Origin of the sequence: Solilutibacter tolerans (assembly GCF_900155935.1) — a bacterium.
In the GTDB taxonomy this organism is placed as follows: Bacteria; Pseudomonadota; Gammaproteobacteria; order Xanthomonadales; family Xanthomonadaceae; genus Solilutibacter; species Solilutibacter tolerans.
On sequence record NZ_FTLW01000002.1, the window covers coordinates 499,994 to 524,930 of the forward strand.

The 24,937-nt window shown below is 58.3% G+C and carries 23 protein-coding genes; 10 read left to right on the forward strand and 13 right to left on the reverse strand.

All coding sequences use genetic code 11. The annotated features are described in order from the left end of the window. Positions 1 to 82: 82 nt before the first annotated feature. The 4 genes from BW989_RS05495 to BW989_RS05510 all read right to left on the reverse strand — a co-directional run bounded on the left by BW989_RS05495 (position 83) and on the right by BW989_RS05510 (position 6,635). Positions 83 to 664 carry a hypothetical protein gene (locus tag BW989_RS05495; protein ID WP_076586128.1) on the reverse strand — a complete coding sequence of 194 codons (582 nt, stop codon included), beginning with the start codon at positions 662 to 664 and terminating at the stop codon, positions 83 to 85. Next, positions 664 to 1,359, reverse strand: coding sequence for a DNA-binding response regulator (locus BW989_RS05500; protein ID WP_129582826.1), 696 nt, complete (start codon positions 1,357 to 1,359; stop codon positions 664 to 666). The genes BW989_RS05495 and BW989_RS05500 overlap by 1 nt, the downstream gene beginning before the upstream one ends. 834 nt (positions 1,360 to 2,193) lie before the next feature. Further along, complete coding sequence (locus BW989_RS05505) at positions 2,194 to 5,277, reverse strand: UvrD-helicase domain-containing protein (RefSeq protein WP_083688256.1); 3,084 nt, start codon at positions 5,275 to 5,277, stop codon at positions 2,194 to 2,196. Between the two features lie 515 nt (positions 5,278 to 5,792). After that, on the reverse strand, positions 5,793 to 6,635 hold the full coding sequence (locus BW989_RS05510; RefSeq protein ID WP_129582827.1) for a hypothetical protein: 843 nt from the start codon (positions 6,633 to 6,635) through the stop codon (positions 5,793 to 5,795). Positions 6,636 to 6,727: 92 nt separating this feature from the next. Between BW989_RS05510 and BW989_RS05515 the strand changes: the two genes are divergently transcribed. Further along, positions 6,728 to 7,033, forward strand: a complete 306-nt coding sequence (locus BW989_RS05515) for a helix-turn-helix domain-containing protein (protein ID WP_076586136.1) — start codon at positions 6,728 to 6,730, stop codon at positions 7,031 to 7,033. Positions 7,034 to 7,185: 152 nt separating this feature from the next. Here the strand turns inward: BW989_RS05515 and BW989_RS05520 are convergent, their stop codons facing one another. The 5 genes from BW989_RS05520 to BW989_RS05540 all read right to left on the reverse strand — a co-directional run bounded on the left by BW989_RS05520 (position 7,186) and on the right by BW989_RS05540 (position 10,807). Beyond that, positions 7,186 to 7,932 (reverse strand): HD domain-containing protein, encoded by a 747-nt coding sequence (locus BW989_RS05520; protein ID WP_076586139.1) that lies wholly within the window; start codon positions 7,930 to 7,932, stop codon positions 7,186 to 7,188. A 128-nt stretch (positions 7,933 to 8,060) separates the two neighbouring features. Further along, on the reverse strand, positions 8,061 to 8,405 hold the full coding sequence (locus BW989_RS12400) for a hypothetical protein (RefSeq protein WP_129582828.1): 345 nt from the start codon (positions 8,403 to 8,405) through the stop codon (positions 8,061 to 8,063). A 3-nt stretch (positions 8,406 to 8,408) separates the two neighbouring features. Beyond that, positions 8,409 to 9,287 carry an HD domain-containing protein gene (locus BW989_RS12325; RefSeq protein WP_165688560.1) on the reverse strand — a complete coding sequence of 293 codons (879 nt, stop codon included), beginning with the start codon at positions 9,285 to 9,287 and terminating at the stop codon, positions 8,409 to 8,411. Then, entirely contained in the window at positions 9,274 to 10,578 is a 1,305-nt protein-coding gene (locus tag BW989_RS05535; protein WP_076586145.1) for an Arm DNA-binding domain-containing protein, read from the reverse strand. Before BW989_RS05535 ends, BW989_RS12325 begins: the two co-directional genes overlap by 14 nt. Continuing rightward, entirely contained in the window at positions 10,571 to 10,807 is a 237-nt protein-coding gene (locus BW989_RS05540) for a hypothetical protein (protein WP_076586507.1), read from the reverse strand. Before BW989_RS05540 ends, BW989_RS05535 begins: the two co-directional genes overlap by 8 nt. Before the next feature lie 124 nt (positions 10,808 to 10,931). Between BW989_RS05540 and BW989_RS05545 the strand changes: the two genes are divergently transcribed. After that, positions 10,932 to 11,183: a helix-turn-helix domain-containing protein gene (locus BW989_RS05545; RefSeq protein WP_076586147.1), complete on the forward strand. Its 252-nt coding sequence runs from the start codon at positions 10,932 to 10,934 to the stop codon at positions 11,181 to 11,183. 304 nt (positions 11,184 to 11,487) lie between these two features. Here BW989_RS05545 and BW989_RS12900 read toward each other — a convergent pair whose 3' ends face one another. Continuing rightward, positions 11,488 to 11,880, reverse strand: coding sequence for a very short patch repair endonuclease (locus BW989_RS12900; RefSeq protein WP_341349901.1), 393 nt, complete (start codon positions 11,878 to 11,880; stop codon positions 11,488 to 11,490). On the opposite strand from BW989_RS12900, the gene BW989_RS05555 reads away from it, so the two are divergent. From BW989_RS05555 to BW989_RS05575, 5 genes are read left to right on the forward strand one after another with little or no spacing between them, the layout of a single operon-like run. Continuing rightward, positions 11,767 to 13,353 (forward strand): DNA cytosine methyltransferase, encoded by a 1,587-nt coding sequence (locus BW989_RS05555; protein WP_076586151.1) that lies wholly within the window; start codon positions 11,767 to 11,769, stop codon positions 13,351 to 13,353. The genes BW989_RS12900 and BW989_RS05555 overlap by 114 nt on opposite strands. Positions 13,354 to 13,372: 19 nt before the next feature. Further along, positions 13,373 to 14,869 carry an ATP-binding protein gene (locus BW989_RS05560; RefSeq protein ID WP_076586153.1) on the forward strand — a complete coding sequence of 499 codons (1,497 nt, stop codon included), beginning with the start codon at positions 13,373 to 13,375 and terminating at the stop codon, positions 14,867 to 14,869. A 13-nt stretch (positions 14,870 to 14,882) separates the two neighbouring features. Beyond that, positions 14,883 to 17,621 carry a Z1 domain-containing protein gene (locus tag BW989_RS05565; RefSeq protein WP_129582829.1) on the forward strand — a complete coding sequence of 913 codons (2,739 nt, stop codon included), beginning with the start codon at positions 14,883 to 14,885 and terminating at the stop codon, positions 17,619 to 17,621. Next, positions 17,602 to 18,597, forward strand: coding sequence for a PD-(D/E)XK motif protein (locus BW989_RS05570; protein WP_341349902.1), 996 nt, complete (start codon positions 17,602 to 17,604; stop codon positions 18,595 to 18,597). The genes BW989_RS05565 and BW989_RS05570 overlap by 20 nt, the downstream gene beginning before the upstream one ends. After that, the gene (locus BW989_RS05575) at positions 18,590 to 20,626 is read left to right on the forward strand and encodes an AIPR family protein (protein WP_076586159.1); all 2,037 of its coding nucleotides are present in this window, start codon (positions 18,590 to 18,592) and stop codon (positions 20,624 to 20,626) included. The genes BW989_RS05570 and BW989_RS05575 overlap by 8 nt, the downstream gene beginning before the upstream one ends. Positions 20,627 to 21,066: 440 nt before the next feature. Here BW989_RS05575 and BW989_RS05580 read toward each other — a convergent pair whose 3' ends face one another. Then, positions 21,067 to 21,975, reverse strand: coding sequence for an NAD(P)/FAD-dependent oxidoreductase (locus BW989_RS05580; RefSeq protein ID WP_076586161.1), 909 nt, complete (start codon positions 21,973 to 21,975; stop codon positions 21,067 to 21,069). A 265-nt stretch (positions 21,976 to 22,240) separates the two neighbouring features. Here BW989_RS05580 and BW989_RS05585 point away from each other — a divergent pair, with 265 nt between their 5' ends. Continuing rightward, positions 22,241 to 22,513 (forward strand): hypothetical protein, encoded by a 273-nt coding sequence (locus BW989_RS05585; RefSeq protein ID WP_076586163.1) that lies wholly within the window; start codon positions 22,241 to 22,243, stop codon positions 22,511 to 22,513. Here the strand turns inward: BW989_RS05585 and BW989_RS05590 are convergent, their stop codons facing one another. After that, positions 22,514 to 22,777, reverse strand: coding sequence for a hypothetical protein (locus BW989_RS05590; protein WP_076586165.1), 264 nt, complete (start codon positions 22,775 to 22,777; stop codon positions 22,514 to 22,516). A 29-nt stretch (positions 22,778 to 22,806) separates the two neighbouring features. On the opposite strand from BW989_RS05590, the gene BW989_RS05595 reads away from it, so the two are divergent. Further along, a complete protein-coding gene (locus tag BW989_RS05595) occupies positions 22,807 to 23,811 on the forward strand; it encodes a magnesium transporter CorA family protein (RefSeq protein ID WP_165688561.1) in 1,005 nt (334 codons plus the stop codon). A gap of 1 nt (position 23,812) precedes the next feature. Here BW989_RS05595 and BW989_RS12580 read toward each other — a convergent pair whose 3' ends face one another. Further along, complete coding sequence (locus BW989_RS12580; RefSeq protein WP_165688562.1) at positions 23,813 to 23,989, reverse strand: hypothetical protein; 177 nt, start codon at positions 23,987 to 23,989, stop codon at positions 23,813 to 23,815. A 147-nt stretch (positions 23,990 to 24,136) separates the two neighbouring features. On the opposite strand from BW989_RS12580, the gene xth reads away from it, so the two are divergent. Beyond that, positions 24,137 to 24,931, forward strand: coding sequence for an exodeoxyribonuclease III (xth, locus tag BW989_RS05605; protein ID WP_076586171.1), 795 nt, complete (start codon positions 24,137 to 24,139; stop codon positions 24,929 to 24,931). The last annotated feature ends 6 nt before the right edge of the window (positions 24,932 to 24,937 follow it).

Genomic DNA, 24,937 nt, shown 5'->3' on the forward strand with positions numbered 1-24,937 from the left:
CGACCACGGATCGCCTCCGGCTGCAACTGCCGCTAGATGGAGGGCTTGAGCAGTTTGTCGGCCTATCTCCACCCCATCCACATCAAGCGCCTTCTGTCAGAAGGGCAGCAATCTGATCCTCAGGCACTTTTGCGTCTCGAAGCACCTGCTCAAATGCCTGCTTGTCGGCGTCAGATGTCGGCTTTTCGTCGGCCTTGTGGCTGCGTGCGAGTGCCTGCTTTGGAAGAGCGAGCGACTCGATCAGCGATTGTGCGCTCGCATCGAGAGCGCTCGCCATTCTGTTGAGAAATTGACGGGGCACTGACGCAGGCAGCACTCGCCTTTCCCAAAAGGCCAGGATCACTTGCCGTGGGACCTGCAGCACCTCCGAAAGATCGCCCATGACCTGCTGCGATAGGCTCGCAAGCGGGTCGGCCAAGGGTTGACCGATACTGGCTTGAAGCACACTCCAAGCCGAACTGATCCGATTGCTGTCCAGGCTCGTAAGCTCCCGGTCCTGCACCAAGCCAACCTGGAACATCTCTTGGGACAAATCGACAAGATCCTCCGCAAACTGAGGAAAGTCGGCCAAATAGCGACCCAACACTTCGCCACTGGGATTTGGCTCCATTGCAAAGGAGTCCAGGATCTCTTCCAGGGACGGGTTGTTTTTACGGGCCGACATTATCGCTCTCCCTTGTTCACGAACGCCTTGATGGCTGCGATAGCCTTGTCGCGCTGGTTGCGGATGGTCTTCTCCGACTTCCCCAGGGCCTTCGAAATGGTCGGGACGATCGGATCCTGTGAGTCAATGAGGACATTATTGCGCAGCATCTCGAGAATCCTTTTCTGCGTGGCGGGTAACTCTTCCATCGCTTCATCGAGAACCGTCCGGTAATTTTCCTCGGACATATTTTCCGGGTCGAACGGGTTGAACGAACCTGCGGCCTGATCGACCTGCGCGTCTACCTCCCCGGTTTCCTCGTTCATCAAGGGAGCCTTGCGGTTTTTATCCTTCGTGGCCTTTTTCCGGGCATCTTGCAGGAGTCGTGCCAGCGCCCCGGCGAACTTGATCTCGCAGAAGTCGAGTTTGTCCTGGTATTCGACGGATTCCTTGGCCAGAAGCGAGGTCAGCCGATCCTGGACCTGCTCGAAGACCTGGACGCGGAAGTGGCTTTCTTTGTCCTCACGCAAGGGGATGTGGCGGCGCAGGCGCTGAAGGAACTCCGTGAACAGCGGACTGGTGAGCGCGTTGTTGTTGGCACGCAGTCCGCGCCGCAACATATGAACCACACACTCGATGGGCACGAAGGCGCTGTTTCCGCGGCCCAACCTGCACCGGGCCACGATGTCGGCGTCCGGCAGAGTATCTAGCGTCATTAGCATGCTCTGGATGTCGGAAAATCTACTGTATGGAGCACCGTTCTTATCTTGTTTTCGCAGTGGCTCGATCAAAGGTAGCGCTCCCGTAAGTGGTGCCGCAGGCATTTCAATGGTCTGATTGATACTCGTAGGCGCCCTAAACCTCGGTCGGGACCAACCCGATATGGGCCGTCCGACCAGTCGTTACAAATGGCCTTACCCTATACATCGATATCAGTTGGCCCGACCGGTAACCCAGCGACAGGCTGATGGATCGTCGCTGGTTTTATGCCTCGGGGCTCCCGAACCCACATTCTGCCCCGGCCCGGCCCGGCATGCGGCATCAAATAAGGCGATGGAACCACGTGGCGATCGCCGGCGCTAATGTAAATTCTTCACAAAGGCGCTGCGCAGCTCGTTTAGCCTGCCCCAGCGGGTATTGACAGCGCAACGGGCGGCTTCCCACAGTAAAGCGCCCCCAGCGCGAGCCTTGGCGGGCACCCCCCGAATACTCGCGCTCTAGCGGTAGCAGCTGGCTCGACTAGGCGTCGGTCGGACCGGTCCCGGCCATGTAGTGCGGTCGAGCCCCCCCAACTTCACGCCTTAGGAGCCCATCCGTTCCTTCGCGAAACAGCGCCCCCGCGCGACTGGCGCGCATTACGTCTTTGCATCGGTGGCCGAACTAGACTCGCTATTGAGGGCCAGCTAAGGCAATTTTGGCCGATTTCCCATTTTGACCGGGAGTCACCAGCGTCCGCTTGGGGTCGCTAACGGCCAGAAGCGGACGCTCAGCGTCTGCCGAAATCTGGCCTGTCCAGATCGGCCAGTAGCCGTCGGTCAATCCCCTGCGCTTTAGTACACCTCCCAACCCTGTTGTTTCCAGTCGTCAGCACTAGCTCGGTATCTACCGGTAAGAATCACGATTGGTGGCTTGCTATTGGGCCAAGCAAGTTCAGCATGAAAGGCATCTGAGAGTGAATGTCCAACCTCGGGCAAGCCCAGTGACTGCCCGGTCAGCCGATCCCAAGCGGATACTGCCTGTTGCGAGACGTTCTGCCGGATTAGCGACTCACGATCGATCCGATCCAAATGCGCCTTTATGGCCCGTGCGTCGGCACCCAGCTGTCCATCTTTGCCTTCGGATCGGTTGCCAGCCGGGCGACTCCCCATCATGGCTCCAAGATAAGGCGACTCCTTGCCTGCCTCGGTGAGAAGCATCAAACGATGCTCAGCCCGAGTGGCTGCGACATAGAACAATCGTCGCTCCTCGGCCAGCACGTCCTCTGCAGTGACACCAAATGGCCCGAAGAGCTGATTTTCAGCGTGTACCTTGGGGAACTGCCGCATCATTGCCTCCAGCACGATGACCGTGTCGGCTTCTTTTCCCTTGGCCTTGTGGGCCGTCATGACCTCGATCAGCACGGTGCCGTCGGATACTGACTTATGCCGTCCACCAACCACGGCAAAATCACTTGCGAGATCCTGCAACTCGGGATGCCGGCGCAGAGCCTGCTCGAGACACTCGCCAAATCCAGCCAAGCTCTCGCCGTAGGCATGACCAGTGCGAGCAAGAATCAGCACTGAAGGCATCCAGCGCAGCCCTTGCTTCGAGTCGGCAAACACCGATGCCACGATGTAGTCGACACATGCCTTTAGCGCCCGGGCGAGTTCCCAGTTGACATTCTTGCGGCCATCATTACGAACGCTCGTGGCAATTTCAGGATAAGGCGTCCCATCCTCAAGCCAGATCTTGTCGATCGCCACGACGTCGATGTCGCCGTCAAAACCGTGATGGGCGAGCGCCGGCTCTCCTCGCCCATCCATGAGCTGATTGCCTGCGCCCACAATGGCCCTGCCAGAACGGCGATTCTTTGAGATGGTCGCCGCACCCGCGCCGGAGAAGTGCTCGCCGAACCGGTTGAAGAAAGTCAGCTGCGCGCCGGCGAAACCATTGATGGCTTGCCAGTCGTCACCTACCGCGACCACGCGAATAAAAGGGTTTGCCTCGAGAATCGCGTCGATCACCCGGTAGTACAACTCGGAAAAATCCTGAAACTCGTCAATCAAGATCCAACGCAGGTCACGAATGGCGATTGAATCGCTCCGATCCAGTTGTAGACGTGCCGAACCACCGTCTTTCTTCACACACTCTGCCGCGGAGATCAAAAGGTCGTCAAAATCCATTGCCGACTGTGCGACCAGCTTCCGCTCGTAAGCAGCATAGGCATGTACAGCCAGATCATGGAACGCACGGTTGCGAGGCTCTGGATCCGGCGCGTCCCGCACGACCCGAGCCATATCGTCCACTTCCCAGCCGCGCTTCTTTGCCCGAGATATGAACTGCAGGAACAGTTCTGCCATCCTTGAAACGGTTCTCGGTGCCTCCGCGACACGACGGATCAGCTCATCATGCTCGAGCTTGCGGCAGCGAACATTGGCGCGCTCCAGCAGCATCTTCAGCGAATCCTCGAACGCCTCGCGACCATTGACCAGCATGCCGGCATGGGTTTCCAGCAAGGCAACGCCGTGCTTCGCCCAGAATTCACGCTTAGCTTTGATTTGGTCTAGGTAATCCTGCGTCTTGGTATCCCACCAGTCAGGAACATGCGCAGAAGGGTCGTCTGGATTGATCGCCCAGTGCTCGAGGATGACATCGCGACCGCCATCGATGATGGAGAAGTCGGGTCGATAGGCGGTGCCCCGCAAGCGATCCTGCTTGTCCCAAGACCAGACTTTCTCGTACCTGTACGCTATGCCATGCTCGAACAGGAAGTCGGCGATGAATTTCTCGCCGTTGGACTTAACGGTCTCTCCACCCAACGTGTAGTCCACCATGGACCGCCGGAAGGCAACGTACTCATCCTTCGACAGATTGGAGCCAAGTCGATCCATTTGCTCCAGCTCACGGCGAAAGAACTCATAGAGCCGTTCGCGGAAGGCGGGATTCATGATCGACTCGATGAGCCGCTCCACGAAGCCGGTTTGCTTTCGGCGGGAGGGGGCCAGACTGCCATCGTCGAAGATCAGCTCCCGCCCAGCATGATCTGCAAGCTGCCAAGCAAGGCTGTGGAACGTCCTGGCGTTGCGGAACTCGTCGATCCCTGCTGCACCACGAACCCGGTCGCCGATCTCGTTTGCGGCCTTCTTGTTGAACGCCAAGATGAGCACCTGGTCAGGGTGGAGTGCCTCGTCGTGTATTGCCAACGCTGCAAGCGCGGCTAGGGTCCTGGTCTTGCCTGATCCGGCGCGCGCACGGATCAGGCGATGCTGCTCGGGACGTGAGCACGCGAGCAGCTGCTCTTCATTCAAGGGCATACCCAAACGAGCCAGACGCATGCGCAGCTTGGGGAGCTTGAGGTGCGCGTAGTCATCGGCGGAAAGGTTTCCATCAAATGTATGTTTGTAGCGCGCATCCAGGTCAGCCAGAGACGCCGACGGGTAGGCTTCTACGAAGTTCTTGATGCGCATCGCCTCCGTCAGTAGCGCGTCGAATTCGATGATTGGCCACCATTCCTTGCAGGAGACCTTGTACAGGTCCTCAGCTAGATCAAACTTCCATTCCTCGATATGCGCTTCCACACGAGCACGCAACTCCGCCTGCTCTCTCGCGATTCGCTTCTGCGCTTCCAGTGCTACGCGTCCCTCATATGCGATTCTTGCTTGCGCAAGGTGGGAGTCGAATTCTTGACGTGTCAGATGCCTGGCGTGCTGTTCATAGACGCTTTCGGCATCCTCGAACATGCCCTCGAGCAGCAAAAGCTTAATTTCCCCAATTGCCTGCTCAGCCTCGACAGAGGTAAATCCGGAAATCCCAACCCAAGTGAAAGAGCACGTTGGGAACACCACGTCGCAGTGGTCATCCCCATACATATGCAATATCTGGCCGGTTCCAAGTTCGGGCCGGCTGTTGTGGCGGACACGCTCTCCGATGTTCATGGAGCATTAGCCTCCCAGACGGCTGCAGGCGCCACTTGCTGAACTGAGCGCTCTTGCCCACCCGACAGGGGCATTCGCCGATACGGCAGTTCACTCTTGGCGTTCTTTTTTCGGCGTCCCCGCGCATTCCCTCTGACACGGCAAAGATTTGCGCCACTGAGTGGACCTACGCCTAGATACGCAACAATTAAGTCATCCCCTCCTTTCACATGGGGCACGCTCTCACCGACACGTGAAACCAGCGCGGCACGCATCCCGAATACCCCCTAACCACCTAGCATGAAAGATTCAACAGCGTAAACTACTGCCGAAGATTCAGCGTCCGCTTCGGGTCGGAAGCCGCCGTCGAAAGACATCTTTATGACGACTTACGCAGTACCTAAAGCACTCCGCTAGTTCTCTTGCGTTCCAATTTCAGCCACAGCATCAATTAGATGTCGTGCTTGAGCAGATGCGAAGCCCAAGTAACTCCAACGGATTCGGAGATGGGATGAACACTAGCGCCAAACGTTCCTTTAGTTGCAGACTTCCCAATGGTCTGGATCTTCCCACGACAGGTAGGGCGTCAAAGGAAGTCTGGGAGCCGCGGGCTTCCAAGCTTCCCATGCCTCTTGCACGCGTAACTGAATCCTTTTGTTGCCCACTCCCGCTGTTTCGGTAAAGGCAACCAAGCGTATGGCGCCTTTGGTCTGGCAAAGGCGTGCGCCAATCTGACTCTTCAGGGGCCGCGTGCGCTCCGCAACCTCCTTGTCCCGCGCCTTCTTGTCATGCTCCCGAGCAACATAGGCTTCGTAGCTCCTCCTGCTCTGAGCCTCTTGATCTTCCCGACTGACTCTTACGCGTCTGAATCGCTCGATTTCCACTTCTCCACTATCAATCAGCGTAAGACCATAGATCCATTTGAAGTGCACCTTTGGGCCCTCGGATGCGGCAAAACGTTGATCCTGCTCGATTCGATTAAGCGCACGTCCCGCCACTTCCATGGTGCTCAGATCAAGGGCCACCCACGTGTCTTGTCCTCCAGCGTCAGTGCGCCGGTTGTCCAGATACTGCTGTGCCTTTAGGAGTACGACTTCCCGGTTTCCAAGGTGGGCCCGACGTGGGTCGGAAATGACCCCGCGTTCAATTCGGAGCTTGTAGCCCGTGATCGACCAGAATCCCTTCTGTTTCAAGTCGATTGATTTGTTGATGTGCAATCGTAGACCGTCTTCAGGGTTTGGTGCTGCGATGCTGAGCGCGGCGGAAGAGGATTCGAACGTAGCGACGACAGCGCGCGGCGGCTCTTGATCCGCGCGAGCGGATACCGGCGTGAGCGCGAGAACGAGGATAAATACCAAGGCAGTGCAGCAATGTCGCATCGGATCACCTCCGTTGATTTAGTCCATTAAAAGACAAAAAGCAGGATTAAGAAATACCCCCTTACGTTCGAGGCGCTATTCAGAAGAGCGCCATGGCCCGCACGACCGTTCACCGACCCGAATACAAGGCGTTACTTAAGCGTGTACGCGAGGGGCGCGTGGAAGCAGGCTTGACGCAAGTCGCGGTCGCGTCTGCTTTGGGTCGTCCAAGCTCTTGGCTCTCCGACGTTGAAGTGGGGATACGTCGGCTGGATCCGGTTGAGCTCTTGGATCTCTGCGAGCTGGTGGGCTTGGACGTCGTTCAGCTAATCGCCGAATGGTCTGCGGAAGTCCGACCAAAGCCTCAGAAAAAGAAGTTGAAGCCGAAGGACTCGTCCGTCCCTCGTCGAAGGACGTAGGGACTTCACTCAGATGGGTAGCTACTGTCAGGCCAACGTCGCGCCGCTAAGCATGGCCATCTGCCTACCAGTGCGTCGCACTCAACTGTATTCGCAAAAAGTACTGTACTCACTTGAGAATACAGCTGCATCCAACCGCAACGTGATCTTCTCTAAAGCTGAGCAGGGTTTTCTGCCGCGTGTGGAAGAAGAGGTTGTGCATTGACCGGTTCTGCGGGCATGCCGGCGCGATAAGCATGCAAGGAGCGCTGGCTTGGCAGCGGTCGCAGGCTCCCGGCTTCGATCGATTGAGGCCATTCATCGCCAAGCAAGGCATGCATGTGCATCACCGTTTCCAGCAGAGCCTCTGATGGAGGTGTACCTCGTTTGGAAAAGATTGAGGCGAGACTTCGGTAATACCAAAGCGTTTCTTCGCGCTCGCCGAATAGGTGATCGAAGGTCGTTGTTCCAATCTCGTCAGACTCCAAGCCCTTCACAATGGCGCGCGCTTTCTGCAGCTTGTCGCAAGCCGAAACTAGGAGCGCCATTTCGTTGGCCTGCTCCAAGTGCGCGAGATGTTGCTCTTTCCGTTGTTGCCAGTCCTCCCGCTTCGTTTCGGCGCTATCGAATCTTTCCTTGGCATGCGCAGCGCCAACGGTACAGTCGGTCAAGATTCTGGCCACCTTTTCACCGAACATTGTCCTTACCGCGGCGAGATGTTCCACTCCGTAATCCTCGACAACGTCGTGCAGTAATCCGGCGATTGCTTCGTCCTCGTCTCCGCCGAACTCAATTATCAGGCTCGCGATTCCTAGTGGGTGATAAACGTACGGCATGTTGCTGCCCTTGCGAGTTTGGCTACCGAGCGCGACGCGCGCGTAGTCGAAGGCATCAGTAATTCGGTGAGAAAAGGAGTGCATGCCTGTCTCCTGTATGTGTGTGGCGCATGGGGCTTTACCCTGTATTAGAGCGGGGCAGCGATTGGTCGGATTGCTGCAGCGAACAGTAATCACTTACAAATACTGGCGTTATTCAAGGATCGAAATCTTCATCCCGCACGGTGGATTGATCGCAACCCCGAGGTACGCAGGAAATCAATGGCGGCATGACGCGTCGAGAAGAGCCGGGAAGAATTTCTCCGGCTCGGGGTAATCAGGTTAGGCGTAGGGAATGGATCATCAAGCAACGCACGTTTGCTCCACCGGGTTTCCGCCACAATTTTCCAATACACGCGACCGAAAATGTGCACCTTGCAAGGTTCAACATTTCGAATGATGCCAAGGAGATGAAACAAATGAAGTGCTGGAAGCGAGATGTGGCGAGCCTTCACTACCTTCTCCTGAATGGATTGCAGATAGCGTATTGCACCTGCATCGCAGAGCCTGAGATCCAAGCTTCAATCCACCGGATTCCAGGGCTTCGGGATCCAACTCCGATCTTTGCGCGTGGTGTTGCCGAAGTCACGCTCGCAACTGTACTGGTCGCACGCCTTGAGCCGCGCCAACAGGGAAGACGGGCGCGTCCCGTCAGGACGGTACCCGCGTGCACCCCCTAAGAGCAGGCGCATGGCATAGGCACCGTTTGGATACTCCACTTCGAGATTGGCGAGCTCGCTGGAAAGCCTGACGAGGCCGACCTGCTCATGTCCGAGGGCGCGTGCTTCGGCGGTAAGAAACATGTTGGGTTGGTAGGACCAGACCTTGCCGATGTCATGCAGAAGCCCGCCTGCGATCAGCAGGTCTCGCTCGCTATCGTCGAGTCCACCTTGCGCGGCTAGATCGCGCGCCACCTGTAGGCTGTGCAGTGCCAATCCGCCTGCGTAGTCGTGGTGATGCCGCGCAGAAGCGCGCATCTGCCAGAAACCCCAATACACATCGCGTCGAGCCAGAACGTCACGTACAAAGCGCCAAATCGGATTAGTGCTGATCACATCCACGAGATCGAGCGTGACCTGCATGAGTCCGTCGATCGGACAATGCTCTCGTGGCAAGTGGTCGTACGGATCCAGCTTTGGACATACCCTAGCTTCAACGACCATTCGCAACGCTTTCTGGTCGCTGGGAAGCTCGCAGGTCAGGAGGTCGAACACAGCCAGCGCACCGGTGGCGAGAACCTGCTGCGCCTGTGCGCCGGGAACAGTGAGTTTGTGCGTGCCGCGATTAATGGCAACATCGACGACTGATTCCACCGCTCCGGGCAGCAACGCCTCAGAGGGATCAAGAACGACGCCAAACGTGCGCCGTACCAACAGGCCGGCAAGACTATTCGGCGTCATTAGCCACCTCCTGCGACGCATACCGAAGCACAAGCGCTTCCAACTCAGACCTACTGAGCACGGACAGTGAAACGGGCATCTCGCCTTTACCCTGCATGTTCAAGCCATGCGCGCCGTGCACCAGGCCATTGAAGGCGCGGCCATCCTTGCGTGTGAGATTGGGGATGTAACGAGAGTAGACCCGGAATAGCATCTCCGTGGTCGTATGCCCGAGCATGTACGCCACCCACTCCGGGTTCTCGCCAGCGGCCAACATCAGCGTCGCTGCCGTGTGTCGCGTCTGGTAGGGGCGTCGCGCAATGAGGCCAAGGTGTCGTAACAGCGGATGCCAAACGCGATTGGTGAAGTTGACGAGGTTCAGCGGCCCACCCTCCGGCGCGGTGAACACCCAGCGACTGTCCGAAGGCGTGTTCTCACGTTGTGTCAGCAGCGCTTGGCGAACGAGAGGGATCATTGCAACGTCACGATTCGAACCGTCGGTCTTGGTTGGGATGATTTCGCCCTTGACCACTTGCTGTCGCACGCGAATCACGTCGTTGTCGAAGTCGATGTGTTGCCACTCCAGCGCGTTCGCTTCGCCCGAACGCAACCCGGTATAGAAGCGCAAGGTGAGGTAGGGGCGATAGTCGGTACGCACCGTGTCCAACAACCTCTGCACCTCATCCAGCGAGAAGGGCTGGATGTCGACCTTCTTGGCCCGCAGCTGTTTGATGTTCCGGTAAGGCGACACAAACCCGTGCTTGTCGGCGGCGTCCGCCAGCACCATGCGCGCGACCCCCATGATGTGGTTGACGCGTGACGCTGAGAGGGCCTCTTGCTCTTTGCGACTCGTAGCTTTCATGGTCTGCGCGCGGAATGCCAACAACTCCGCGCGGGTGATCAACGCGACAGGGGCATCCCCGAAAGCCGGCAATAAGCGCTGATCGAGGATGCTGCGGGTCGAGGTCGCATTCGTGCTGCGCCAGCGCGGCTCGTTCTCGGCGAACCAATCTTCCGCTGCCTCCGCAAACCGCACAACCGTCGCGTTGGCATCTTTGGCGGGCGCCTGCAGTGCGGCGTTGGCCTGGGGTGAAACTTCGAATGCCTTGGCTCGCGAGCTATTGGGGAAGTAGGTTCCGTACTCGAAGTTGCCCCTGCTGATGTCCCGTTTGATCCGGGTAGCCAACGAATCCAGCGTCTTACGGTTCTGGGCGTTGTTGGGCAGCAACGTCTGCTCACGACAACGAACCCCACGCCACTGGAAGTCGAGGTAAAGGTTGCCCGTTTCGGGGCGCACGCGGACCTTAGCCATGCGCCACCCCACCATTGGCCATCGGGATCAGTGGCGCGTGCGCCGCCGAGGCCTTGGCGATGTCACGTTCGATTGCCTCCCAGACAAAAAGCAGCTTCCTGCCGCCGAACGGTCGGATGTAGTGGATGCCCTCCAGCAGGACGCTGTCCTTCAGACGGTCGCGGATGGTCCGGACGTCGTACTGGATGCGTTCGGCCAGCTGTTCGGTGGTAAGGTACGTCGTGCCCATCAGCATTCTCCTTTGCTTGTGTCTGCGATCACACGATTATTTAAACAATCATGTGATGCCTATGATAGCTATCGAATGATGAAAAGCAAGATCGTATGATTATTTAAACTATCGGATTCAGTTGATGTTAAGGTTCAAGCTCAAAGAGCAGATTGCGGACTTCGAATTTCGGGAGAGGAGAAGGCTGCAGCTGCAAGAACTTGCGACAGCGACGAACTTAAACCGGATGACTCTCTCGAAGCTCGTCAACCAACACGGGGCAAACGTTCAGACAGATGTGCTCGACAAGCTATGCACCTTCTTTGGATGTCGCATAGAAGAATTGGTCGAACACCTTCCCGACACGCCGCCGGAGCACCCGGATGTCGTCCAGTGAGACGAGTAGGGCATAGGCTCTTGATCGTCTGGTTGAACGCTGACAAGGCGCGAGCATGAGTCTCCGGATCAACATCTGCTCAAACCCGAGGAGAATGAAGCTGTCGGCTTCGAACTGCCTGATCGGAGCCTTCCACCTGGACGCTTCCTTCGCCTTGCCAGAGCCAATTGGCGAGGTTGCTGACAACGGCGTCAGGGTCGCTGCGGACAGCGCATTCCCAGACGACCGCAACGCGCTAGCCGCGACCCATCAGCGCCGCAATCGCCATCTCGTCACGCTCCTTGTTGCGCCTCAGTTTCTCGTTCTAGAAATCGGAGCGGGTCTTGGGAAGCCGAAAGTAGCGGCAGCCAGCATGACGATGCCAAAAGCAGCCATGCACAAACTCCACTGCCTTCCACTTGCGCAAAACCAGGTCAGGTCGTCCCGGCAGCCCCTTGGCGTGCAGGCGATATCTGAAACCAGCGCGCCAGAGCCGGTTTCGTACAAGCAGCTCCGGGCCGGTGCTCTTGCCCCGTATACGTGACATCAATGCGGAGCGCTTTTCGGCGCTCATAACATCAACCATGTCTTCAGAGTCCAAGTCTTGGCAGCAGTACGCAACCGCACCACCGTCGGCGTGATCGACATATTCGCAGGCCCCGGGGGGCTGGGAGAGGGCTTCAGCAGCTTCGAGAGGGTGGCCGGCTCCGGTGTGCATCCCTTCGAGCTTGCCGTGTCTGCTGAGATGGAGACCTCTGCACACTCCACCCTCACGCTCAGATCGTTCTACCGACTTCTCGCGAGAGAAGAGGGGCCTGCTCCACCCTCGTATCTCCACTATCTTCAACTCGTGGCAAACGGACAGGCTGCTTCTCCCACAGACCACTTCCGCAACACTGAGCATCGAGCGCTGTGGTCCCAAGCCCAACAGGAGTCTCTCAACCTGACGCTGGGCATCCCGGAGCACAACGAAATGCTCCACCAACGCATCGAATCAGTGAAGGGCGGATTCGATGACTTGGTACTCATTGGCGGACCACCTTGCCAAGCGTACTCGCTGGTTGGCAGATCAAAGATGGGCAACCGGGTCGGCTTCAAGACCGACGGAGATAAAAGACACTTCCTCTATCGTCAGTATCTGGCCATCCTTCAGAAGTTCAGGCCAGCCGCTTTCATCATGGAAAACGTGAAAGGGCTGCTGACCTCGAAGGTGGGTGATCAGCAGATGTTCACATCGATCCTGCGCGACTTGGCAAACCCCGGTGAAGCGCTGGGAGTTGGAAGCTCAGGCCCGGATTCCACATACCGCCTGCTTCAACTTTCGGATGATGGGAGTCTGCAAGACGTACGGGGAGTGGAAGAGCTTGATCCGGCGCGGTTCGTCATTCGGTCCGAGGAATATGGAATCCCGCAGGCACGTCATCGTGTGATCATTCTGGGGGTCAGGGCTGACATCTGGTCAAAGCGGAGAGCAAACTTCGCTGGCCTTCAACGCGCGTCTGCGGATGTAAGCACAAGGCAGGCGCTAGCAGGTTTGCCGCCATTGCGGAGCGGCCTCAGCCGTCGCAAGGACGATGCTGATGAATGGTTCGAAGCAATGGAGTCGGAACGGCGTAAGGTCATTCGGGCAACGCGTGTTCGAATGCCCGAGGTGGCCCATGAACTCGAGCACATGCAACCGGCCGCATACCTGAAGCGCATTTCCACCCGCTACGTACGGGGTGCAAGTGCGATTTCCAGTGTCCTACGCCCTGATACCAGTCATCCGGTACTGAACCATGAGACGCGTGGGCACATGGCCGGCGATTTGGGGCGCTACATGTTCAGCGCGGCCTATGCAGCGTTTCATGGGAAGTCGCCCGTTAGTAGCGAGTTTCCATCCCAGCTTCAACCTGCGCACAGGAACTGGACAACTGGGGCGTTTGCGGACCGCTTCCGTGTTCAGCGTCAGGAGTCGTGCTCCAGCACCATTACCAGTCATCTGTCCAAGGATGGTCACGCGTTCATTCATTGGGATCCGACGCAATGCCGCAGCCTAACGGTTCGTGAGGCTGCCCGGCTGCAGACTTTCCCTGATGACTACCTGTTTCTTGGCAACAGAACCCAGCAATATGTTCAGGTAGGCAATGCCGTACCGCCTTTGCTTGCCCGACAGATCGCCGGCGCCGTGTGGCAAATTCTGGCGGGTTAGAGCCGAGGGGGATGGAGACATGACCAGCGCAAGTGAAGTCCTGCTTCGGCCAAGTGCCGGTACGCTGCTCGAGTCGATGCGTGACATCGGATACTCGTTCGACAGTGCGCTTGCCGATATTGTCGACAACAGTATCTCTGCGCGAGCAGGTCGCATCGAGATAGTGAATGGTCTCGACGAATACGACCAGCCATACGTCGCTGTTGTCGACGACGGACATGGGATGGCGCCCGATATTCTCACGGCCGCCATGCGGCATGGCAGCAGGAGTCCAACGGATGCGAGACAGGAAGGGGATCTGGGCCGCTTTGGCCTCGGCCTGAAGACGGCGTCCTTCTCGCAATGCCGCAGGCTGACTGTTGTGAGCGCCATCGCAGGCGATGTCCACGGGCGCAGGTGGGATCTGGATCGCGTCTTGGAAAGCGACGAGTGGCTGCTGCAGGTGCTGGATCCGCGAGAATTACGAGGACTTCCCGGTGCGGAGTTTTTGCCTGAAATCGGCACGATGGTGCTCTGGCAATCACTCGACCGATTGGATGCGGAAGACGCGTCTCCCCAGCAGTCCCTAGTGGCCCTGAATGAACTTTTCGCCAGTGCACGTAGCCACTTGTCGCTGACGTTTCACCGCTACATCCGGCCAGAACCGGATGACAGCGACATCAAGCCTGCGTGCATCTCAATCAACGGTCTTGAGGTCGACGGTGCTGATCCGTTCGCCATCCACATGAGTCCCACCTCCGATAGCCACGAGATCGCGCACCTCAGGGCGGGAGGGGCGCAGATCACTGCACAAGCGTTCACCCTGCCGCACCATGCTCGCCTGTCGAGCCAGCAGCTCGACAAACTGTGCATGGGATCGACACTTGCGGAAACGCAAGGGCTGTATATCTACCGGGCAAAACGTCTGATCAGCGGCGGAACATGGCTTGGGCTGTCCAAGAGGACAGAGATGTCGAAGCTGCTACGGGTCAAGGTTGATGTTCCGACATCCTTGGATGCCTATTGGGGAGTCGACGTGCGCAAGTCGCGTATTCGGCCTCCGGCAGCGGTGAGGACGCGCCTTCGCCCCCTTGTAGAGAGAATGACCCAGAGCGCCAAGCGTCCATACACCTATCGCGGGCGCAAGCAAGTGAGCAGCGCTCCTCTGCCGCTGTGGCATCGAGTGGATGAGCGGGGCAACATCCGCTATGCGATCAATCGCGAGCACCCGCTTGCTGCCCAAGCTTTTGCAGCCATGGAAACATCGGCGCTCGAGTCGCTCCTTGTCGCCGTCGAAGCAGGTCTTCCTCTCGAAGCGATGTTCTCGGACATCGGTTCACATCCACAGGATGTAAGACAAGCCGACTTTAATGACGAAGGCCTGGAGCAGCTGCTCCTCGCATACATGCATGCGCTTGCTCCAAACAGCGATCGTATTTCCGAAGCGACATCCAGTCTGATCATGAGTACGGTGCCGTTTGCCGGGGACGTGCGAGTTCGACGCCTCATTGAGAAACACCGCAGAGTTGAAGACTGATAGGAGGAAGTGAGTGAGTACCGAAATCCTGCTGCAGATGGCCCGCGCCAGAATGTCCTCAAGCGAAATCAAGACGCGGGAAGAGGTTCGGGAGCTTGTTGAAGCGCTGGCGGCCCTGCCACCTCCGCTGCTTCCAGAAACGCCTGGGCAGGAACAGGTCGCAGCTGTAATCGAGCAGCTGGAGCATGAATTCACTGTTCGGCTGGGGCCTGCCCATACCCTGACGGGAGAAGGACACAAGCCGTGGCTGGACGCGCGACGGCATGAAATTTCCTTCAACTACTGGCGTCGCTACAAGCAGCTTCTTCAAGTACATCATGGCTTTCCGAAGCAGGTCGTGGACGGGATCGACGACATCTCCGACAAGATCCTCGACTTGGCCGGTGATCCGGTCCAAGAAGGAACGTGGAGTCGCCGAGGCCTCGTGGTCGGTCATGTACAGAGCGGAAAGACCGCGAACTACACCGGACTCATCAACAAGGCGGCCGATGCGGGCTACAAGCTGATCATCCTGATCGCTGGTATCCATAGCAACCTTCGATCACAAACACAGGAGCGCATCGACGAAGGGTTTGTGGGCCGCGATTCGGACCAGCTCCTGGGGCGCAATACCAATGCGACCTGGTTGGGTGTCGGCAACATCAACCAGTCGTTCAGTGCCGTTGCATTCACAAGTCGCGCTTACGACTTCACCCGCCCACGCGCGGACGGGCTCGGAATTCCAATCGGCAGCCTGTCCCAGCCGGCTATTTTCGTAATCAAGAAGAACAAATCGATCCTCACCAATCTCATCGACTGGCTTCGCAGCACGAGCTCGGCCGGCGATGTGCTGACCATGCCAATTCTGGTGATCGATGACGAGGCCGACAATGCCTCGATCAACACATCCAAGGATCCAACCCTTCCCAACACGATCAACGGTTTAATCAGGAAGTTGCTCGCAAGCTCGACCAGGAACACGTATATCGGCTACACGGCAACGCCGTTCGCAAACATTTTCGTGGACCCAGAGAACGACGACGAACTGCACAAGGAGGACCTGTTTCCCCGCGACTTCATCGTTGGACTTGATGCGCCTTCGAACTATGTGGGTGCCGCCGACTACTTCCTTGATGAAGACGGACCTGGGGACAACCTCTCGGTCCTACTGGAAGACGCGCATGATTGGCTGCCAGTCAATCACAAGATGCATGTCCAAGTCGATTGGCTTCCGGAGAGTCTCGAGGATGCGATCAACTGCTTTCTGATTTCCAAGGCGATCCGGATTCTCAGGGGGCAAGGCGCAAAGCATCATTCAATGTTGGTGAACGTGTCGCGCTTCACCGGCGTGCAGGGACAGGTGGCTTCCCTCATCCGGATGCGGATTCAGGCGCTTGCGATGGCCGTGGAGAACAGGCACAAGCTGTCCCCTGAGCAGGCGTTGCGTGACCCGCTGATGAAGTCCATTCACGCGAGATGGCAGGAGCACTATGACGGTTCCGAAGCAAAAGAGGGTTGGGCGGATATCCAAGGTGCTCTTCATCAAGCCGCTTCAGGCGTACAGGTTGCAGAAGTGAACGCACGGTCCGGTCCGAGCGCGCTCGACTACAGGAGATACAACGGCGTTGGTTTGAGCGTGATCGCCGTTGGCGGCAACTCCCTCTCCCGTGGATTCACGCTGGAAGGATTGACAGTCAGCTACTTCCTTCGCAACACCCAGATGTACGACACGCTGTTGCAGATGGGACGTTGGTTCGGCTACCGGGATGGCTACAAGGACCTCTGCCGACTGTTCATCTCACCCGAGGCGTTCGACTGGTACGCATACATCGCATCGGCGAGCGAAGAGCTTCGCTCGGAGATCGCCAAGATGGAACGCTATGGTCTTCGCCCAATCGACTTCGGGCTGGCTGTGAGGTCACATCCGGGGTCACTGATCGTGACCGCGAGAAACAAGATGCGGACAGCCCAGCAGATGGTCCGGAAGGTTGGGCTGGCGGCCAGGCTCGTCGAGTCCTCGTTGGTTGTCGCCAATAAGGAGACAGCGGCACTGAACTGGGAACGGACGGAGAGCTTCGTGAAAAAGCTCGTCGGTTCGCACCTTCCCCGTGAGCCGCTGAAGGAGGACACGAATCCACGAGCGTCGATGATCTTCCGCGAGGTTCCCCAAGAGCAGGTTCTCGAGTTCGTCGGAGGCTTCGCGCTTCCGCCCGGCAACCCGGAGATGGCCGCCTCTCCGATCATCAACTATTCGGAGAAGCGAGATTTCCAGAATTGGGATGTCTTGGTCGCATCCAGCACACGCGCGGACGAGAGCCAGACGCTGGATATCGAAGGCCTTCGGATCGGTCTCCAGACGCGTGCCGCGACGCCACGTGGTACGGGGGGGCATACGGCGCTTTCGGTTTCCAAAAACAAGCGAAGGGTCGCCTCTCGTGGTCATGAGGTTGCTGGACTGACACGCGCGCAACGCGAGTCCGTGGAGAGCGCATGGCGAGCCGAGAAGGGTGAGGCAAGCATTCCCGATTACAAGTACCGCGAAGTAAGGGAGCGGCCGCTGCTCATGGTTCATTTCCTCGACATGCGGGTACAGCACCCCAACTCCGAGGAGAAGATCGAACGTCACGCGGCCTATGGCATCAGCTTTCCGGGGCTGCGGGAGGGGCAGACTGAAGAGAAGGTCACGTATACGGCGAACCTGATTGCGTTCCGTGAACTGTACGGGGACGCCGATGCGGAAGGGGACGAGGACGATGATAAAGACTGGGACTGATCCATGGAGTCAGATGAAACCGCACGGCGACGAATGGGTTGGGAGCCGCGCCGTAATGGGGCATCCCTTGGAGACCTTCTGGATGTTGCACCCGGATGGGTCTCCGGCCTTGCTTCTCAAGGAGATCCCGGCCACAACTGTTCCTGGTGAACTGCCAAAGCTTCGTGGACTTGGAATCACCCTTCGCAAGGACGCGAATGATTCCCTCGGTATCCTCTTGCATCTTCGCATTCCGGAAGATCGCGACGTCTTCCTGAGACTCTGCGAAGACATCCTAGGTCACTCTAGCGGGGGTCATGATGCTACCGATGCGGCACTTCTCGTGTTCAGCCGTTTACGCCGCTGGCAGTCCCTGCTTGGATTCGCACGAGGGGACGAGCTCTCTGAAGAAGAGATGCGAGGACTGTTCGGAGAGATCGCCTTACTGAGAGGGCCGTTGGCGTCGCATTACGGATTTGAGGAGGCGCTTACCGCGTGGGTCGCGCCATTCCGCCACTCCCAGGACTTTGCTGTCAGGGGCTTGGTGATCGAGGTCAAGAGCCGCGTATCAGGGTCCAGACCTCAGGTCCGCATTTCCTCGCTTGACCAACTGGAAGTACAGGCAGGGAGCATGAGGCTCGCCGTGGTTGAATTGATGCCGACGAGCGAATCCGATGGCGGGCAGTCGTTGAATGACGTCGTCCATGCCCTTCTGGACGAAGCCGGCCGCTGCAGCCAAGCCGTCGAAGACCAGGCCCGGCGAGCCATTGCAGAGTGGGGTTATGTTGCGTCCCGCAGCTATGATCGTCACAGGTTCACTGTGCAATCCATCATCGGCTTTCAGGTCTCTGACGAGTTCCCCAAGTTGATACGTTCCAAGGTGGATGCCCGCATCCTTGAGGCAGGATACGTCCTCGGTTTGCAGGGGCTCGGTCCATTCGCGGTGTCTATCGAGAGTCTCGTTGCACCCTCAGGCTCGGAGTCGTCTGATGGATGAAGAGATCCTGCGCTACCGTTCGGAGCTGCTGGCGGAGATACATGCCGGAGCGGTGGCCGGCGCGGATTATGAACGCACCCGCTTCGTGGAACGTGCTTGCGAGATTCTTCAGACGGGGGAGGAGTTCACGGACTATGGACTTTGCAGGGCAGATGCGGCGTGGAAACGGTCCCGCGTCCGGATCGACGGCTACAGCCTTTCGGAATCTGATGGAATCCTGAGCCTCGTCGTGGCCGAGTTCTCGGGCAGCGAAGAGCCGGAGGATTTGAAGACCGAAGAGGTGAAGAGTCTCGTCGATCACGCTCACAACTTCCTTCGTGGAAGTGCCTATGAAGATGTCGCCCTACTCTGGGACGACAGTCATGAGGCCCACGCGCTCTCCAAGGAGATCTTCAGCTTCACGAACGACCTCCTCACCAAGGCCCGCATCTATGTGGTTTCCGACCGGCCATTGGGAAGCAAGCTTGGACGGATTCCTGTCCCAAGCCTTGGCACAAGGGAAGTCGAAGTCCAACTGTGGGACATCGGGCGACTTGCGCGGGCTGACATGTCCAGCTCCGGCCGTGAAGCCATCACGATCGACTTCGTTGAACAATATGGGCGTGGTGTTGCAACACTCCCTGCATTGTCCGATGACGCCAAGTACAAATCCTTCCTGTGCGTCATGCCTGGCGACATGCTGGCAAGCCTCTATGACCGCTTCGGGGGGCGAATACTGGAGCAGAACGTGCGCGCCTTTCTAGGCGAAGGCAGGAAAGTCAACAAGGGGATTCGTCAGACCCTTCGCGAGAATCCCTCGATGTTCTTCGCTTACAACAATGGCCTGACTGCCACCGTGTCCGATCTTGTGATGGAACACGACGAGACGGGTGGCTTTTCGATCAGGTCGGTCACCGACTTCCAGGTTGTGAACGGAGGGCAGACGACGGCGTCTTTGTACTGGGCCCGAAAAGCAGGCTATTCATTGGATGGCGTGTCGGTGCAGATGAAGTTGTCCCAACTGCCCGAGGAAGGTTTCGAGGAGGCTGTGCACGACATCGCACGCTTCGCCAATGCGCAGAACGCGGTTTCGGCATCCGACTTGTTCGCAGGCCACCCCTACTTCAAGCGGATCGAGACCATTTCACGCCAGACGTTGGCACCGGCAATCAAGTCCGGAGAGGTAGGTAGTTACTGGTTCTTCGAACGGACGCAAGGCAGCTACAACGTCGAGTTGAAACGCAAGCGGGGAGTTGCCGCAAAGGCATGGGAGATGATCCATCCACGCAAGCAACGCATCACCAAGACAGACATAGCGCGCTACGAAGTCACTTGGTCCGCCGTTCCGCACAGTGTGTGCTCCGGCGCCCAGAAGAACACGGCTGCCTTTGCCAAGCTCATTACTGAGCGATGGTCCAAGAATCCCGAGACGTTCGATGCCGGGTATTTCAAGGCGGTTGTAGCCAAAGCAATCCTCACTCGCGCGTTGGATGGTGCTATCCCCGGCCAGAGCTGGTACCCAGGCTCCATGCTTCGACAGTTGGTCACCTATGCCATCTCGCTGATCTCGGATCGCCTCGGTGCCGAAGGCAAGGAAATCGACTACGAGGCGGCGTGGAAAACCCAAGCAGCCCCCACTTTCTTCATGGATGAGGCGTTGCGCATAGCTGAGAAAGTAGTCCCTTATCTCCAGGACATTCCTGCAGAACAGGTGAGAAACCGCCTTGTAACCGAATGGGCAAAGCGGGAAGCCTGCTGGCTAAGACTACAAGCCTCCGATATCAGTCTCACTGAGAGCTTCGTTGCCATGGCGAAGCCAAGCCAACAAAGTGGGGAGCGATCCACATGGTCGCATAGGGCCTATGCACTCTGGAAGGACGGCAGCTGGGCGCGGCTCAGAGACTCTTCACTTGCGCAGGAAGTGCTTAGTGAAGGTGAGCGGGACATGGTTGAGCGTGCCGCGATAACACACAACTTCGGCTTCAAGGGCTTTCGCTTGCAGAAGCTCAACGAAGCATGGGAGAAGGCTGTGGATGCCGGCTTCGTCTAGGTTATGCCTGCTGGAAAAAATGGCGATGCATGGTCTGAATGCCGACCTGACGGCTGTGGCCAAACACATTCCGGAAACACGATTCGACTGCTTGTGAGGCTGATGGTCGAGCAAGAGGTGTCTAACGGTGATGTCGAAAATGTGCTGCGATATCTTCAGACGATTGGTGTAGGAAGAGTTCGCATGGGTCGCTTTCGACTCGATGCGGACGCTTTAGCAAGCTTTTCTTGAGCTTGCTAATTTTAACTGGCCCCAGCTAATTTTAAGACGTTCTGCTAACGACCCGAAGCGGACGTCAGGCTTTGATGCGCCGCAAGCGAAAACCGCTCGCAAGTTGGGCGATCGCTGCCCCAAAAGCCTGCTCTTCCGAGCTTTGCCACGTCTCAGCAGTAAGGAGTGATAGGACGCGACGCCTAGGTTCTTCGAGTGGAATGTTGGGTCTATGGCTTCGATCGATTTCGGCGTGCTTCGGGCAGAGCGCGGTGTATCGCGCTAGCGGCCACGGCCGCATGACCGTAGGCAACCGCAATCTGATTAAGATCAGTTACCACGTCGCCTATGGCATAGAGTCCCGGACGGGTGGTTTCCATGTGCTCGTTGGTCAGCACCGCGCCGTCGGCGTCCACCATCGCACCCGCCTGTTTCGCCAAGTCGCCCCGGGCTGGCGCTCCCATGGCTGCGTAAACCAAGTCAAACCAATGGACGTGGCCGTTCGCATCGATGACTTTCCAGCCCCCGTCGATGCAGGCCAAGCTTTTTAGTGGAGCAAGGATCGCGATTCCTTGCGTGGAAGGAGTGTCGGACGGCCGCGTTCCCTCTTGCGATATCGGAACGACGGTGACGTCTGCCGAGAAGGTGCTGAGGTAGTGAGCGTTGGCCGTGGCTTTGGCAAGAGGCCCTACCACGGCTATCCGGCAATCCGTCGCTTCATAGCCATCGCAGAGCGCACACGATCGCAGCAATCCGCTCCGCAATGCTTCTTCAGCGTCGCCGGACGAAAGCTCCGGCAGTCGATCCACCACGCCGGTGGCCAGCAGCACCGTGGGCGCGCTCCAATGCCCGGATTGGGTGTCCACGCGCCATCCGCCAGTTGTGGCTTGTAAGGAGCCAACGCGCTGGGGCTGAATCGTTGCGCCATAGGTTTCAGCTTGGACCTTCAGTCGGCTGAGTAATTGATCGCCCGACACACCTAAAGGAAACCCGGGACAGTTGTGGCTTTCGGGGATCCAGCGAGCCCGGCTCCGACCGTCGTTGAACACGACCACGCGACGATGCAAGCGGCGGAGGTAGGTGGCTGCGGTCAGCCCCGCAGGTCCGCCGCCGATGATGATGCAGTCGAGGTCCGTCATGGCGTCCTGCTGAATAGGGTGGATGGCCAGGTTCTACAGTGTCATGAAAAGGCTGCCTAAGCATGAGGCGTGGCAAAGGTGACGCAGGTTTCACGGGCGGAAGGGTAGTGATGATCCGTGGCCCATGCTCGCGCGGCCACGCGGAGGCCTCTGGAGCGCGGGACGGAGTGAAACGATGGGACGGTTTGATTCTGAGCGCTTTCATCGCCTCGTGGAATTTCTCCACCGGTCGGGTGGGGTGGGCAAGTGTCTTCCGTATCCCAACATGACCCCCATTCCCGCCGGCTTCAACGACTTTGCCAGCCGGGATGCGAAGTCGGTGGAAAGCAATTGGGCGGATGTGTGCCCGGCCTACGCACTCGCCCTGATCTCGGTGGGCACCTATGGGCTTCCCAAAGACGACGCCGAGATGGAAGTGTTGTGGGACGAGCTTGGCGGCAATTCCACCAAGTTATGGCCCGAGGTGCGCGACATCGTCATTCGCTCGTGGGGGTGGCTGGACGCCCTCCAGCCGCAAGGGACGGGCGATGGGGCTTGATCAGCCAGCGGTTCGTTTCTTCCGCCACACGACCCATTGGCCGATGACGGCTGTCAGGAGAATGAGGCTGTTGGTGGTGATGAAAACCCAGTTGTCGAGCAACCAGCTGTAAACGATGAATCCGACCGACGCCGCCATTTGCCCGAGAAACAGCCACCGGGAAACCCCTTCCGCGTTGTCTTGGGTCGCTTGCTTATGAATCTGCTTCACCAACGTCGCGAGCAAAATGGCAGACGCCAGCCAACCGATGGCATCGGGCGACATGAAGAAACCCCTCAATGTGGATGGAAGGAATGACCGGCGTCACCGAAGTCACCGAGAAGCGCCAGGTACGAATGCAGGCCATGCTATTTGACGCCCAACGAGGAAACCGTGAAATCGGCGCGGATGACCTGTTCGGACAGGAGCGGTCGAGCGACCAACTGGTGTGGATCGACCTAGTAGACCCAAGCGAAGAGGACGTCCACGAGCTGGCCGCGCGCTTGTCCTTACCCTCTGCGGCGGTGGAGGGATACTTGGGGACGGAGACGAATCCCACACTGGAGAACTGCGGAAAGTGCTTCTGGCTTCGCGTGGTGGCGGTGGCCGACACATCCGGTCACGAGTTCACGGGAACCGTTCTAACCATCGTCGCCGGTTCCAACTTCGTGGCTACCTTGCATCGCACGCCGGTCGCGTTCCTAGAAACGTTCCGCCAAGGGACGGCGTCGAAAGGTGGGGTGGGAGCGTTGGGATCCGGCAGCTTTGTGGCCGCCCTGCTGGACTGGCATCTGGGAACCTACTTCGAAGCGGTGTCGCGCTTTGAATTGGCCGTTGAGCGACTAGAAGTCGAGGTGCTCTCCACGGAGCCGCGCGATTGCTTGGCCGAACTTCGGCTGCTCCGGAAGGGCGCTTCCCGCCTGAGGCGGATGCTCGCCCCACATCGGATCGTGTTCACCGCCTTGTCGCGCCCGGATTTCCGACCAGAAGAAGATGAGCAGACCGACCGCCACTTTCGAGTCTTGGACACTCACTACGAACGCGCCATGGACATGGTGGAGAACGCCCGGGATTTGGTGGTGGGCAGCTTCGAGCTGTTCAGCACTCAAACCGCCTTGGCTGCCAACGAGACGATGAAAGTGCTGACCTTCGTCACGGTGGTGGTCGGCGTGCTGGCCGTCATCGGTGGCGTTCTGGGGATGAATTTCGAGGCGCCGTTCTTCAAGACGGGCGTCCGAGGCTTTTCTGTCGCGGTCGCCTTGATGCTGATCCTGGCGGGCATCTCCGTCATCTTGGGGCGGAATCGCCGCTGGATTTAGGTCACTCCGGGGCCTTGGCAGGCACGAAGGGAGACACCGGGTCGCTGGCGGGGAAGGTTTCCTCCAGGGCTTGGTCCTGGTTCTCGCTCTCATGCTGCTTGCGCTCCTGGCGCTTGGCACTGCTTTCCTCGCAGTCCACTGATTCACCCGGTGCGGGCGTGTCTTTACGGTCTCTCATGGCAGTGCTCCTCAGGGTTAGACCCATTGAAGTCCTTGCCGCGTGTAAGCGACGTGGTGTTCTCACCCATGAGAGTTCACGGGGCGGTTACAAGGGTTGGCGTGGACTGAGGTTCTTCCCTTGATGCCTACTTAGTCGAACACTCCTATGGCACGCAAGAAGACGCTCAAGATCGCCACATTCAACGTCAATGGGGTCAACACCCGTTTGGCGCACCTGCTGGGGTGGTTGGAGAAGGAGCAGCCGGACATCGTGGGGCTGCAGGAGCTCAAGGCGCTGGACGGTGCTTTTCCGGAAGACGCCATCCGGGAGGCGGGGTATGGCGCCATCTGGCAGGGTCAGAGGTCCTGGAATGGGGTCGCGTTGTTGGCCAAGAGCCAGGACCCGGTGGAGAGCCGGCGGGGCTTGCCTTGGGATCCCAAGGACGAGCAGAGCCGCTACATCGAGGCGGCCGTCCACGGCATCGTCGTGGGTTGCCTATACCTACCCAACGGCAATCCCCAGCCGGGTCCGAAGTTCGACTACAAGCTCAAATGGATGGCACGCCTACAGCGCCACGCCAAGACTTTGGTGGATCTGCCCCATCCGGTAGCCCTCATCGGCGACTTCAACGTCGTGCCGACCGACGAAGACATCTACGATCCTAAAGGGTGGCGGCGGGATGCCCTCTTGCAGCCGGAATCCAGAGAAGCGTTTTTCAAGCTGCTGGAGCAAGGGTGGACCGACAGCCTTCGCACGATTCACGGGTCGAACAGCGGGGTCTACACCTTCTGGGACTATTTCCGCCAACACGCCGAGCGCGACCGAGGTTTGCGCATCGACCACTTGCTGCTCAATCCCGTGCTCGCCAAGCGGCTGAAGGGTGCGGGCGTGGACCGATGGGTTCGGCTACAAGAGAAGGCGAGTGACCACGCGCCCACGTGGATCCAAGTGGGCGCCTGAAGAAAC